This is a genomic window from Nonomuraea sp. NPDC003201 (assembly GCF_053590415.1).
Window position 1 is genome coordinate 23,409 of record NZ_JBSFTC010000092.1, and the last position, 13,139, is coordinate 36,547.

A 13,139-nucleotide genomic window follows, 5' to 3' on the forward strand; every position below is an offset into this window, starting at 1 on the left:
TCTCCCTAAGGTTGAGCGTTCAAGTGTGGACGCTACACCTCGAAGGTTGAGAGTTCAAGCTAGGATGGGCGGCGTGGAGACACGATGGCTCGACGACGACGAGCAGGGGACCTGGCGGGCCTATCTGTGGACGACCCGGTTGCTCGGCGACGCCCTCGACCGGCAGCTGCAGCACGACGCCGGGATGCCGTACACGTACTACATGATCCTGGCGACGCTCTCGGAGGTCCCAGAGCGGCGCATGTCGATGACCGACCTGGCCGCGCAGGTCTACTCCTCGCTCAGCCGCCTGTCCCACGCGGTGGCGCGGCTGGAGGAGCGCGGCTGGGTGCGGCGGTCACCGCACCCGGACAACCGGCGGGTGACCATGGCCGAGCTGACCGACGACGGCTTCGCCGCACTCGCGCAGGCGGCGCCCGCGCACGTGGAGGAGGTGCGCAGGCGCCTGTTCGACCCGCTCACCGGCGAGCAGGTGGCCCAGCTGCACGGCATCCTGCGGGCGCTGTGGAAGGGGCTCGATCCCGAGCCGGGCGGGGCGTATCCCGGGGTCTTCGGCCCCGAGGCGTAAATCAGCGCAGGGGATCAGCGCGCTGCGGGGGCTTGGAGCAGGCGCTCCTCCTCGGCGGTCCGGTCGTCGTACGCGGTGCGGGCGTCGGAGATCTCCCGCTGGTGCTCCTCGGTCCAGACGACCAGCGACTTGATCACCTCGTGCAGCGAGAAGCCGAGCGCGGTCAGCTCGTACTCCACCCGCGGCGGCACCACCGGATAGACGGTGCGGGTCACGAGCCCGTCGCGCTCCAGCTGGCGCAGCGTCACGGTGAGCATGCGCTGGCTGACCCCGTCGATGGCGCGGCGCAGCTCGGAGAAGCGCATCGTACGGCGGTCGAGCAGGGCGATGACCAGCAGCGACCACTTGTCCGCGACGCGGTCGAGGATCTTCCGCACGTCGCAGTCGGCCCGGGTGTCCCACTGGATGACCTGGTCGTCCATGGTTCCCGTGCAGTAACCGAGTGCCTTTGAAGTGCCGTCTTCCATTGCTTCCCCATGGTCACGCAAGATTCCTTTCTTACGAAAAATAACCATAGGAGTCGTTCCTGTGTCCACAACCACGCACTCTTCTTCGCCGTCGTTGCGCATGACCCCCAAGGCCTGGGGGATGCTGTTCGTCCTGTGCGGCGCGATCTTCCTCGAGGGGATCAACGTCGCGATGCTCAACGTGGCCCTGCCCGCCATCCGGGCCGACCTCGGCCTGTCCACGGGTGAGCTGCAGTGGGTGATCAGCGCCTACGTCCTGGGTTACGGCGGGTTCATGCTGGTCGGCGGCCGGGCGGCCGACCTGTTCGGCCGCCGCCGGATGTTCCTGGCCTGGCTGGCGGTCTTCCTCGTCGTCTCCGCCCTGGGCGGGCTGGCCAGTGAGGGCTGGGTGCTCATCGCCGCCCGTTTCGTGGCGGGCGTCGCCGCCGCGGTCATGACCCCCGCCGGGTTGTCCATCATCACCACGAGTTTCGAGGAGGGGCCGCGGCGCAACCAGGCGCTCCTGGTGTACTCGGGCACCGCCGCCGGCGGTTTCTCCCTCGGGCTGGTGCTCGGCGGCCTGCTCGCCGCCGTGGACTGGCGCTGGGTGCTGTTCGCGCCGGCGGTGCTGGCCCTGATCATCCTGGTCCTGGCGGTGCCGCTGATCCCGGCCAGTCCCATGGAACGTTCCCAGGAGCGCAGGCTGGACGTGGCGGGCGCGGTGACCATCACCGCCGCCATCATGCTGCTGGTGCTCGGCGTCGAGCGCGCCGCGCACGTGGGCGCCGGGTGGACCGCCGGCGCGCTGGTCACCGGGCTGGCCCTGGTCGCGCTCTTCCTCGTGATCGAACGCCGCTCCGCCGCGCCGCTGGTGCGCCTGGGCATCTTCCGCTCCGCGCCGCTCGTCCGCGCCAACCTCGCGGGGCTGCTGTTCTCCGGGGCCTTCTTCGGCTTCCAGTTCATCGCCGTTCTGTATCTCCAGGAGGTGCGCGGCTGGACCTCGCTGCAGACCAGCCTGGCCATGCTCGCGGTCGGCGCGGACGCCGTCCTCGCCCCGACCCTGACCCCGCGGCTGGTCAACCGGTTCGGCAACGCGAGGGTCATCCTGGCCGGGCTGCTGTTCGCCGTGGTCTCGTACGTGTTGTTCCTGCCCATCGGCATGGACACCGTCTATCTCGCGATGTTCCCCACCATGATCATCCTGGGCGTGGCGTTCGCCCTCGCGTACGGTCCGCTCACCATCGTCGCCACCGACGGCGTGGACGAGAGCGAGCAGGGCCTGGCCGGCGGGCTGCTCTACACCTCCTTCCAGTTCGGCGCGGCGCTCGGGCTGGCGGCCAGCACCACGGTGATCGTGGCCGTGGCGGACGCGGGGGACCTGCTCGGCGCCTACCGCACCGCGCTCGCCGTGCCGATCGCCGCCGCGGTCCTGGCTGTCGTGGTCAGCGCTTTCGGCCTGCGGAAGGGAGCCGCGCGATGACGTCGTTCGCGGAGATCGAGGCCGAGTTCAACGCCATTGTCGGCGCCACCGTGTACGCCACCATGGTCACCGTGGACGCCCGCAACCGCCCGCGCACCCGGGTGCTCATCCCCATCTGGGAGAACGCGGACGGGCGGCCGCTGGGCTGGCTGGCCACCTACCGGACCCCGGTCAAGGCGGCCCACCTGGCCGGCAACCCGCACACCTCGTTCTCCTACTGGAAGCCCGGCAACAACTCGGTCGCCGTCGACGCCGTGGCCGCGTGGGTGGACGACCTGGACGTGCGGCGGCGCGTGTGGGACCTCTACCGCGCCACCAGCCCCCGGGGCGCAGGGTACGACCTGGGCAGTTTCTGGCGCTCGCCGGCCGACCCCAAGCTGCACGTCCTGCGCCTCGACCCCTTCCGCGTCCAGGTCATCCGCGGCATGGACCTGCGCAGCCGCATCTGGACGGCCGGCTGAGCGAACGGGTCAGGCGTGGCTGACGATCACCTTGCCGAAGCCGCCGCCTGACCCGCAGTAGGCGAAGGCGTCGGGCACCTGCTCGAAGGGGAACACCCGGTCGATCACCGGGCGCAGCCGGTGCGCCTCGACGGCCCGGTTCAGCTCGAGGAAGTGGGCCCGGCTGCCGGTGGCGATCCGGCGCAGCACCGAACCGGCCATGAACAGGGTGGCGGGGTCGACGGGTGCGGCTCCTTCGGCGCCGGAGAGCCAGTAGCCGACGAAGGCGACCTCGCCGCCGGCCGCGACGGACCGCAGCGACTGCTCCAGCGGCCCCGTCGCGTCGACGACGCGATCGGCTCCCCGGCCGTCGGTCAGCGCGTGCACCTCCTTCCACCAGGCCGGGTTCTCCCGGTAGTTGATCACCTCGTCCGCTCCGAGAGCCCTCAGCCGCTCGGCCTTGGCGGGGCCGGACGTGGTCACGATCACTCTGGCCCCGGCCAGCTTGGCGAAGAGCAGCACGAACAGCGACACGGCGCCCGACCCGAGCGTCAGCACGGTCGTGCCGGCGTGCGGGGCGCCGCCGGAGGTCAGGGAGTTCCACGCGGTCACCGCCGCCAGCGGCAGCGCCGCGGCCTCCTCGTACGACAGGTGCTCGGGGATGGGCACGACGCCGTCCTCGCTCAGCAGCGCGTACTCGGTCAGCACGCCGTCGATCATGGTGCCGAGCTGGGCGGCGTCCTCGCGCCGGAACGGGCCGTCCAGCCAGCGCGGGAAGACGGTGGCCGCCACCCGGTCACCCGGCCTGACCCGGGTGACCTCCGCGCCGACCGCCACGACCTCGCCCACTCCCTCGCAGCCGGGCACCACGCCGGGGGTGACCGGCAGCGGATAGTCTCCGGACAGCACGCGCAGGTCGCGGAACCCGAGGGAGTTCGCGCGGATCCTGACCACGACCTGCCCGCGCCCGGGTTCGGGCTCGTCGCGGTCGTGCAGCGTCAGCCCGTCGAGGCCGCGTCCGGGTACGAGGCGGTAGCTCTTCATCTGATGTCCTTTCCGGTTCCGCATGAGTGGGCACGATCGTGCGGGGCGGCCAGGGCGGCCGGCAATTCCCCGGGGGGAATCGCGGGCCCGCACGGCGACCGGATAGAACAGAGCGGTGAGCAGCACAACCATGGAGAACGGCGTCGGCACGGAGCTGAGACGCTGGCGCGGGCTTCGCCGGGTCAGCCAGCTCGAACTGGCCACGCTGGCCGGCACGACCCAGCGCCATCTGAGCTTCATCGAGAGCGGCCGCTCCCGGCCGGGGCGCGCGATCGTGATCCGGCTGGCCGAGTCGCTCGGGCTGTCGCTGCGGGAGCGCAACGACCTGCTCACGGCGGCCGGCTACGCGCCGGTGTTCGCCGAGTCGGGCCTGGAGGAGTCGGCGCTGCGGCCGGTCCGCGCCGCGCTCGAACAGATCCTGTACGGTCACCTGCCGTATCCGGCCCTCGTCATCGCGCCGTACGGCCGGGTGGTGGCGGCGAACGACGCCGTCGAGGTGTTCACCGAGGGCGCGGCGCCCGAGCTGCTCGAACCGCCGGTCAACATGCTGCGGCTCATGCTCCATCCGGACGGGATGGCCCCCAGGGTGCGCAACCTGGGCGAATGGGGCCGGCACATCATCGAGAACCTCCGTGCCCGAGCCCGCCGGAGCCCGGACCCGCGCCTGGAGGACTTCGCCGCCGAACTGGCCGGATACGTCCCCCAGGCGCCGGTCGGGCCCGAGCATCTCGGTTTCTCCGTCCCCATGAGGCTGGCCTCGGCGGACGGGGAGCTACGCCTGATCACCACGCTGACCTCGTTCGCGACCGCGACCGACGTCACGCTCGCCGAGCTGCACCTGGAGGCGTTCCTGCCCGCCGACCAGGCCACCGCCGAACTGCTCCGGCGCCGGGCCGAGCGGTGAGGTCAGCTCACCGAGAGGCGGTCGACGTTGGGGCCGCCGTTCGACGTGGTGGCGGTGGCTCTGATCTTGTTCACCCCCTGGGCGAGGTCGGCGGTCAGGGTGACGGTCTGCCAGGTGGTCCAGGCGCCGGTGCCGGTGAAGTCGCGGGTGACCGAGGTGCCGTTGACCGCGATGGACATCGGCCGGTTGGCCGTGGTGCCGTTGGCGAAGCGGAGCTCCAGGGTGACCGGCCCGGCCGTCGCGGCGTTCACCGTCCACTCCACGTAGCTGCCCGTCACGTTGTCGTAGTTCACGAACCCCGTGCCGGTGTAGCCCGCGTGGTTGGACTCCACCACGCCCTGCGAGATCGTCGCGTCCTCCGCCTGGTAGACGGCGGGGCCGCTGCCGGTGGTCTCGGTGACGGCGTTCGACGGTGCTGAGGAGTTGCCCGCCGCGTCATGGGCCTTGACCGTGAACGTGTACGGCGTGCCGGCCGCCAGGCCGGAGACGGTGGCGGTGGTGCCGGTGACCGTCGTGGCCAGGGCGGTGCCGTTGTAGACGTCGTAGCCGGTGACGCCGACGTTGTCGGTGGAGGCGTCCCAGGCCAGCGTGACGCTGGACGAGGTCTTGCCGGTGGTGCGCAGGTTGCCGGGCACGGACGGGCTCTGGGTGTCGGGCGGCCCGGTCGGGACGGTGAGGGTCGCGGTGTTCCACCCGGACACCCGCACGCTCGGCGAGCCGGTCAGGTCGGAGGCCCGGTACGTGGCGGTGAGGGTCTTGGATTCCCCCGGCCAGAGGCTGATCGCGTTGTCCGACCACTGGATCGGCAGCACGGGCTTGCCCGCCGCGTCCACCACGTCGGCGTCCAGCATGAAGGCGGGGACGGCGCCGGTGCCGGTGTTCTTGATCGTCACGGTGACCCTGCCGTCGGCGGGCGCGGTGGCGGTGGCCGTGATGGGGGCCTGGGCCAGGCCGTTGAGGCCGGTCAGGTTGGCGTAGCGGGAGGTCGGGACGTAGTACCAGTCGTTGTTCGCCCAGTCGATCACGTCGTCCGAGGTGGACAGGGCGTAGACGTTGCGGTCGATCTCCTGGCCGTCGCGCAGCAGCGTCAGCCGTACCAGGTAGGTCGTGGAGAGACCGCTGACAGCCGGTACGGTCACCGCGGTGGCCTTGCCCCCGTCGGCGGGGACGCTGACCGTCGCCGTGTTGCTGTACTTGGCGGACCCGTCCATGTTGAACACGTCCGTCTTGACGGTCAGGCCCGAGGCGGCCGAGACGCCGGAGTTGACCACGACGACGGACTTGTTGTCGTACGAGTACTGCACGTGCAACGGCTTGTTGGCCTCGCGGGCGCCCCAGTAGGAGCCGCCCTGGTCCAGGTAGTAGTCGAAGAGCTGCCAGTGGAGCGAGGACCAGCCGCTGTTGAGCATCCAGTAGATGACGCCCGTGGACGGGTTGCTCGAGTCGGTGAAGTTGCGGCCGTAGGCCTCGAACTGCGCTCTGACCGCCTCGTACTGGGCGAGCTGCGCCTTCTTCATGTAGTCCGTCAGGCCGGACGGCACGCCGTACCTGCCTCTGAGGGCGTTGTGGTAGATGGTCAGGTCGTCGAAGGTGCTCGACGGCGAGCGGTGATACTGCGTCGCGCTCGGGCTCTGCCAGAGCGAGTCGATCTGCGCGGAGGTCATCATCCGCTTGAGCGAGTCGAGCGTCGGGACGTCGGGGCCGGCGCCGGTCTCGGAGTTGAAGCCGAACGCCCCGCCTTCGCGCTTGTTGTACCAGTAGCTCGGCGGCACCCAGTCGTACGGGCCGGGCATCTTCATGCCCGAGTTGCCCAGTTGCGGGCTGGACTTGTCGGAGGCCACGGACACGATCGGGAGCTGCCACTCGGCCGCGGTGAGGGCGTCGAGGTAGTTGGTCTCCTTCTGGGCCGGCGGCGGGTTGTCCGAGCCGATCAGGAACGAGATCACGCTGGGGTGGTTGCGCAGCCGGGTGGCCTCCGCCTGCATGGACGCCTTGGCGATCGGATAGTCGGAGCTGCTGAAGGAGCCTTCCCACTTGTCGCAGCACTCCCAGCCGGGCAGGGTCAGGATGCCGTACTTGTCGGCCAGGTCGTAGAGCTCGTCGGTGTCCAGGTGGCCTTCTACGCGGATCGTGTTGAGGCCGAGGTCCTTGACGTAGCGGATCTTGTCTTCCAGGTAGCCCAGGTTCTTGCGGAGGAAGATGTCGGGAGACCAGCCGCCGCCCCTGATGAGGATCGGCCTGCCGTTGATCTTGTAGTAACGGCGCCCGCTGGCGTTCTTGCCCGACTCCACCTTGCGCACGCCGAAGCGCTGGGTCAGCGTGTCGCTCTCCACGCCGCCGGTCGTCGCCGTGAGGTTCAGGTCGTAGAGCGGCTGGGCGCCCATCGTGTGCGGCCACCACACCTGCGGGTTGGTCAATGTCTGGTTGAACGTGATCCGCTTGGTCTGGTTCGCGGCCAGCGCGACGTCCTGCGAGAACTCGAGCGAGCCGATCGTCCCCTTGACGGTGGCGTTCACGGCGCTGCCGGTGCCGTTGCGGACGTCGACCTTGATGGTGAGGTCGGCGCGGTCGAGCGCCGGCACCGCAAGGTTAGTGATCACATGCGCGTCGCGCAGCGAGACGTCGGCGCTGCGCCGGATCAGGACGTCGCGGAAGATGCCCATGTTGTCGTCGCGCGGCAGCTGCACCCAGTCGATCCAGCCGATCGTGAGGTGGTTGTCGGGGTTGTTCGGGTTGATGCGGAAGGCCACCGAGTTGGCGCCCGGGTGCACCAGGGCGGTGACGTCCCGTTCGTTGCGGGTGTAGGCCCCGGCCACCTGGGCGGCGGTGGCGACCTGGGTGCCGTTCACCCACACGTCGGCGCTGGAGATCACGCCGCTGACGTCGAGGAAGGTCCGTAATCCGGACTCGTCGCCGAGGGTGAAGTCGGAGCGGTACCACCACGGCACGTCGAAGTCCGCGGTCGGGATCGACTGCATGTTCGTGGAGTAGAAGGGGTCCGGGTAGACGTTGTTCTGCAGCAGGCCGGCGAGCACGGTCGAGCGGGGGCCCACCGGATACCAGCCGGTGGCCGCGTAACCGGGCGTGGAGATCGCGGCCCCGGAGTCGGAAACCTTCGCCGTGGACTGGATCTTGTATCCCGTCAGGGCGGTCGTCGCCGGTACGGCCTGCGCGGAGGCGGGCAGGGCCACGCCCGCGGCGTTCACCAGCAGGGCACAGGCCGATAACAGGATGAGGATGAGCCGAGAGCGCGCCATGGGGTCCCTCTCTAGGCTGGTCTATTCGTTAATAAACCTTCTTAACAAATAAACCGGATCCCGTAAATGGAGAATTCGCGGGAACCCTACGGCGTGGAGACGCGCGGGCTGCCCGGAGCTCTGTCCCGCACGGGAGTGCGACCCCAAGCTGCGCTTCTATCCGGTGCGCACGCTGAAGAGGTCTCTGAGTCCGGCGCCAGGATGGCAGCCGACCTTGGAGGAGCTGCTCGCGTTTCCCCGAGAGGCGGCCGCGCTCAGGACCGAGCTCCTGAGGCACGTCCCGCTCGGCTACGACCAGAGAAGCGGGGGTTGGCTTGTCAAGGACGTACCGGCGACCCCGGGCGCCCGGGTGGCGGCCTACCGCATGCCGGCCGCCCTGCCCGGGGCCCGCGCGGTCGACGACGTCCGCGACCCGGCGGGCCGCCGAGGCGGTCGCCTCGATCGTCGTGCGGGCGGGGTGGAGCGACGCCCGGCCGGTGCTGCCGCCCGGCTGCCGGGACTGCCGAGGCCGGTACTGAGGCTGCGCGAACCGATCTTCGGCGCCTTACGTCAAGAGGGCATGACATCACGCGTTCTCGCCCTGCTCGCGCTCGTGGCAGGGCTGGTCATGTTCACCGGCGGCACGGCGTCCGCCTGCAAGTGCGTGGAACGGGGCCCGCAAGATCAGATGGAGAGCGCGGTCGCCGTGTTCGCCGGCACGGTGACTCGGGTCGGCGTGAGCCCGGATGAGAGCGGCGGAGGGCACGTCATCGCCGTCCTGCGCGCCGACCACGTCTACAAGGGGCAGGCGCGGGAGTGGTTCCAGGTCTCCACCCGTAGCGAAGGGCCGGCCTGCGGGTACGACTTCGCCGCGGGCAGCCGCCACCTGGTGTTCGCCGGCGGGCGTGACGAGGCGCTGACCACGTCCAGCTGCTCGGGCAACGCGTCGCTGCCGGCCGGCGACCGGCCGCTGCGGCGTGACGACGGCAATGGGGTCACCCGGGAGCTGATCGCCGCCCTGGGCACGCCCACCCGGGTCCGCCACACCGGCGCCGCCGAGCCCACCATCGCCGAGTCGACTGCGGCCGGGTCGACTTCAGCCGGGTCCGCCGCTGCCAAGTCCGCCGCCACCGAGTCCGCCGCCACCGAGTTCGCCAGTCCCGACGGGGGCACCGGCGTGCTGGTGGCCGCCCTGGTGGCGGTGGGCGTCGTGGCGCTGGCCGCGGTGGGCGGTTGGGCGTACCGCAGGCGCTCCTCCACCTGACCGGCGTCCGTCAGGTCAGGGTCGGTACGCCGCCGCACTCGGCCCGTTCGACCGTGACACCGGGCAGGCCCCTGACCCAGCGGCCGGTGATCTCGCCGAGCCGCGCGGTCTGCGGGGGAGTGCGGCCCAGCCCGATGGCGTAGCGGGCCGATCGAGGACCGGTCTCGAACGGGCGCGGCCAGGCGTGGACGTCCCGCAACCCGGCCTCTTCCAGGGCGGCGAGCAGGTCCAGCATCCGCCCTCTGACGCGGCCGAGCGTCGCGTCAAGCTCCTCAGGGCGGTCCGAGCGCACGGTCAGGACCGCCCAGGCCGCGTGGCGCCGGTGGAGGGGCGGCGGTGCGGGCAGTTCGGCGGAGCGGCCGCTCTCGACGAGCTCCCATGCCTGGTAGAGCTCCTGGGTGAGCAGGTCCAGGCCGCCGGGGGTGACCTGGCGGGCGCAGTTGCGTACGGGGGCGCTGGGCGTCATCACCGCGATCGGGGCCGGTTGGGGCGAGGCGGGGCCGAGGGCGATCGGGTCTCGCCAGTCCCAGGCGGCCCACGTACTGAAGAAGAGGTTCAGCAGGTCGTCGGCGGGCAGGTCGCCGCCCTCCCGTACGGTGTGCGCGGCCATGACCGTCCAGGCCAGGCCGGGCAGCCCGCCGAACGGGGCCGAGTCCAGGCCGCGTGCCCGCGCCCACGCCTTCACCCGCCGGGCGAGCAGGGCGAAACGGGCGTGCTGCCCGCCGACGGCGGCGCGGATCGCGTCCGCGTCGCTGACCGCGCTCAAGGCGATCGCGGCCGCCTCGCCCAGTTCGGCGCGGCGGGCCGGCGCCTGCTCGGGGGGCAGCGATCCGGTGGGGACCACGGTCAGGTCCACCTCCAGCTCGTCCGTACGGAACCGCAGGCCCGGCACCCGCGCGCCGATCACCTGGCGCAGCCGGTCGAGGTCGGGCAGCGCGGCCCGCACCCGGGCCTCGACCTCGGCCATGTCCGGTGCGCCGGGGAGCGCGGCCACCAGGTCCAGGTCCGCGCCAGGGAGTTCGCAGCCCATGCGCCGGGACCCGGCGACGGACACGACACCCGGCCGCAGCGCCTCCGCCAGCCGCCGGGCCACCCGATCGGCCGAGTCGTCGGGCTGCTCCTTTCGGCCGGCTGAGGTGTCGCGCTGTTCCTTTCCGCTGGTCGCCCGATCGGCCGAGGCGTCGTGCTGTTCCTTGCCGCCGGTCGCGGGCTCGGCGATCCAGCGGATCTCGCCCGTGCCCAGGGCGACCCGCGCTCGGGGGCGCATGGGCTCGTCCGCGCGGCGCGACAGCAGCACCAGCTCTCCCACCTCCGCCGTCATCCCCGCCAGCCGGATCGGGTCGTCCGTACGGCCGAGCGTCAGGTGCGGGGTGAAGCCCTCGGGGCGTCCCTCGCAGCGGGGGAAGCGCCGTTCGAGCGCGCGGCGCAGGCGGGCCCAGGGCGCCGGGTCGCCGGCGGCGGGGTCGAGCCAGGCCGTCGAGTGGTCGCGATGCCGGAACGTACGCACCCCTTCCAGCCTGGCGGTGAACGGCGCGACCTCGGCGGCGGCCGCGGCCACCAGGGACGCCGCCGCCTCGAACTCCGACTCCGGCACGAAGCCGAAGAGCAGGTTGACGTGCGGCGGCCAGCGGTCGATCTGCGGATCGTGCGCGCGGCGGACGGCCTGGATCGGCGGCCACAGCTCCCGCGGCGGTATCCACGCCACCGCCGTCCGCGCCGTCGGCGGCACGTCGAGCACCCCGCCGGGCTCCGCACCCTCGAGGTCCAGGACCGCCTGCACCCCATAGTGGTCCGAGACGTACAGCCCGTCGGGGGTGGGCGTGTCGCCGCGCAGGGCCGCCGAGACCACCCGGGGCCGGCCGCGCAGCAGGATCCGGTCCAGGCGCGAGGCCCGGCCGGACAGGGAGGCGAGCGCCGCCAGCGGGTTGGCGTCCGGGTCGAAGGTGGGGGTCTGGTCGGGTCCGTGCGCCTCCGTCCAGGCGTCGCGCAGGCCGAGCGCGGACGCGGGGGTGTCGGTGCCGTCGTTGAAGTCGCCCAGCAGGATCAGGTCGCCGTCCACGCCGGCCAGCCCCTCGGCGATCCTGGCCAGCTCGGCCCGCCGCCTGGCCGCGCCGTCGCCGGAGTGGTCGCTGGTCAGGTGGGTGGCGGCGACGACGAGGACGCCGGCGGCGGTGTCCACGGCGATGGCCGCCACCGACTTGTGCGGGCCGAGCTCGTGCCGGGCCGCCTCCCGTACGGGCAGCCGGCTGAGCAGCAGCAGGCCGCTGTCGTCGACGTCCGGGCCGTACGGATCGGTGCCGAGGGTGTAACCGGCGCGTACCCAGGGGGCGGCCAGCAGCATCGACACCAGCTCGGGCTCGACCTCCTGCAGGGCGATGACGTCGGCGTCGGCCGCTTCGAGGGCCGCGAGGAGCAGGCGACGGCGCCGGGCCGTGTCGAGGAGATCGCTGTCGTAGCGGTCCCACAGCGTGTTCCACGTCAGCACGCGCGGAGCCGGATGCCCGGCGCGCCCGCGTCCGATGGCCGGGCGCCATCCGTCCACCGGATCCCAGGCGTGCGGGGTCCTGGCCGTGAAGAACGGCGGCCGCAGGCGGCGCGGGTCGCGTGCCCGGCCGGCCTCGCAGGTGTCGACGCGGTCCAGGCCCGTGGCGCGGTCCCAGACCAGCTCGCCGTCCGCCTCGACGAACAGCACCCGGTGCCACGGGATGTCGCCTCCCGGGGTGAAGGCGGGCAGCGCGACGCGCTTGGGGGCGGCGTTGCGCTGCCCGACCCCCAGGACGAACCGGGACGGGTCGAACCGCGGGTCCCAGCGGATCCGGTGGTAGATCTCCTCACTGGTACGCATCACGCCCCCAAGGTCCCGTCCACGTCGTCGATGGTGCCGCGCGCCCCGACGTACCAGGCGCGGTGGGCCTGCCCGGGATACGGCGGGACGAACCGGCGCGCCTGCGCGGCCAGCACGTGCGCGGGCACCGGATGGGCGCGGCGGGCGTTGCGCCGGTGCAGCTCGTCCTCCTCCACCAGCACGACCGCGTGCGTGGTCAGCGCGTCGCGGCGGCGCGCCACGGCGTGGACGAGGGAACGCTGGTGCTGGTTGAGCGAGGTGGCGTCCCACACCACGGTGCCGCCGGCGGCCAGGGCGGCGTCGAGCCGGTCGAGCCCCTCGCCCAGCACCTCCCGGTTGGCCCGCTGGTCCGCCCGCGAGCCCCGGGCCTGGCGCAGGTCGTCCAGCGACAGGTACGCGTCGATCCCCGAAAGGGCCGCCGCGAACGTGCTCTTCCCGCTGCCCGACGGCCCGACCAGCTGCACCAGCCTGGGGAACGGCCTGGACCGCCACCGCCAGGTCGCCGCCACGGCCTCCTCGACCGTCGAGATCCGTCCCCTGGCCCAGGAGTCGCGGGCCTCCGCCCAGCACCGATCGGCCGCCTCCGCGCCGAGTCCGGCCAGGGCCTCGCGCAGGCCGGCGCGGAACGGCTCCAGCGGCTCCGGGCCGAGCAGCCCGGCGTCCTCGGCGTGCAGGGCCGACCATTCGACCTGCTCGCGGGCCTGGTCGCGCTCGTCGCCCGCGCGCCCGGCAGGCACGGACGCCGCGACGGCGTGCAGCACGCCCAGGTCGGCGGCCAACGCCATGCGCCCCAGCCCGGCCCGCCGCTCCTCGTCCGGGTACGGGCGGTGCAGCGCACCGTGCAGCCCGACCAGGTCCGCGACCCGCCGCGCCGACCGCATGCCCAGCGGCCCCGCCAGCCGCGCCGCCAAC

The 13,139-nt window shown here is 72.3% G+C and carries 10 protein-coding genes; 5 read left to right on the plus strand and 5 right to left on the minus strand.

The window, feature by feature from the left end:
* Window positions 1-73 precede the first annotated feature (73 nt).
* Window positions 74-568 carry a MarR family winged helix-turn-helix transcriptional regulator gene (locus ACWDX9_RS28540; protein ID WP_364252259.1) on the plus strand — a complete coding sequence of 165 codons (495 nt, stop codon included), beginning with the start codon at window positions 74-76 and terminating at the stop codon, window positions 566-568.
* A gap of 14 nt (window positions 569-582) precedes the next feature.
* On the opposite strand, the gene ACWDX9_RS28545 is transcribed toward ACWDX9_RS28540, so the two are convergent.
* Window positions 583-990, minus strand: a complete 408-nt coding sequence (locus tag ACWDX9_RS28545; RefSeq protein ID WP_449959227.1) for a winged helix-turn-helix transcriptional regulator — start codon at window positions 988-990, stop codon at window positions 583-585.
* A gap of 106 nt (window positions 991-1,096) precedes the next feature.
* Here ACWDX9_RS28545 and ACWDX9_RS28550 point away from each other — a divergent pair, with 106 nt between their 5' ends.
* Together ACWDX9_RS28550 and ACWDX9_RS28555 are read left to right on the plus strand one after the other, a co-directional pair.
* The gene (locus tag ACWDX9_RS28550) at window positions 1,097-2,494 is read left to right on the plus strand and encodes an MFS transporter (protein ID WP_449959229.1); all 1,398 of its coding nucleotides are present in this window, start codon (window positions 1,097-1,099) and stop codon (window positions 2,492-2,494) included.
* A complete protein-coding gene (locus tag ACWDX9_RS28555) occupies window positions 2,491-2,955 on the plus strand; it encodes a pyridoxamine 5'-phosphate oxidase family protein (RefSeq protein ID WP_449959231.1) in 465 nt (154 codons plus the stop codon). Before ACWDX9_RS28550 ends, ACWDX9_RS28555 begins: the two co-directional genes overlap by 4 nt.
* A 9-nt stretch (window positions 2,956-2,964) precedes the next feature.
* Here ACWDX9_RS28555 and ACWDX9_RS28560 read toward each other — a convergent pair whose 3' ends face one another.
* On the minus strand, window positions 2,965-3,978 hold the full coding sequence (locus ACWDX9_RS28560) for a zinc-dependent alcohol dehydrogenase family protein (protein ID WP_449959233.1): 1,014 nt from the start codon (window positions 3,976-3,978) through the stop codon (window positions 2,965-2,967).
* Between the two features lie 115 nt (window positions 3,979-4,093).
* On the opposite strand from ACWDX9_RS28560, the gene ACWDX9_RS28565 reads away from it, so the two are divergent.
* A complete protein-coding gene (locus tag ACWDX9_RS28565; protein WP_355212710.1) occupies window positions 4,094-4,882 on the plus strand; it encodes a helix-turn-helix domain-containing protein in 789 nt (262 codons plus the stop codon).
* Between the two features lie 2 nt (window positions 4,883-4,884).
* On the opposite strand, the gene ACWDX9_RS28570 is transcribed toward ACWDX9_RS28565, so the two are convergent.
* Complete coding sequence (locus ACWDX9_RS28570; protein WP_449959236.1) at window positions 4,885-8,139, minus strand: glycosyl hydrolase 2 galactose-binding domain-containing protein; 3,255 nt, start codon at window positions 8,137-8,139, stop codon at window positions 4,885-4,887.
* Between the two features lie 214 nt (window positions 8,140-8,353).
* On the opposite strand from ACWDX9_RS28570, the gene ACWDX9_RS28575 reads away from it, so the two are divergent.
* Window positions 8,354-9,382: a hypothetical protein gene (locus ACWDX9_RS28575; RefSeq protein ID WP_449959238.1), complete on the plus strand. Its 1,029-nt coding sequence runs from the start codon at window positions 8,354-8,356 to the stop codon at window positions 9,380-9,382.
* 10 nt (window positions 9,383-9,392) lie between these two features.
* On the opposite strand, the gene ACWDX9_RS28580 is transcribed toward ACWDX9_RS28575, so the two are convergent.
* Together ACWDX9_RS28580 and ACWDX9_RS28585 are read right to left on the minus strand one after the other, a co-directional pair.
* The gene (locus ACWDX9_RS28580; RefSeq protein ID WP_449959246.1) at window positions 9,393-12,227 is read right to left on the minus strand and encodes a poly(A) polymerase; all 2,835 of its coding nucleotides are present in this window, start codon (window positions 12,225-12,227) and stop codon (window positions 9,393-9,395) included.
* A partial coding sequence (locus tag ACWDX9_RS28585) for an AAA family ATPase (protein ID WP_449959240.1) occupies window positions 12,227-13,139 on the minus strand: 913 nt, incomplete at its 5' end. The genes ACWDX9_RS28580 and ACWDX9_RS28585, both read right to left, overlap by 1 nt.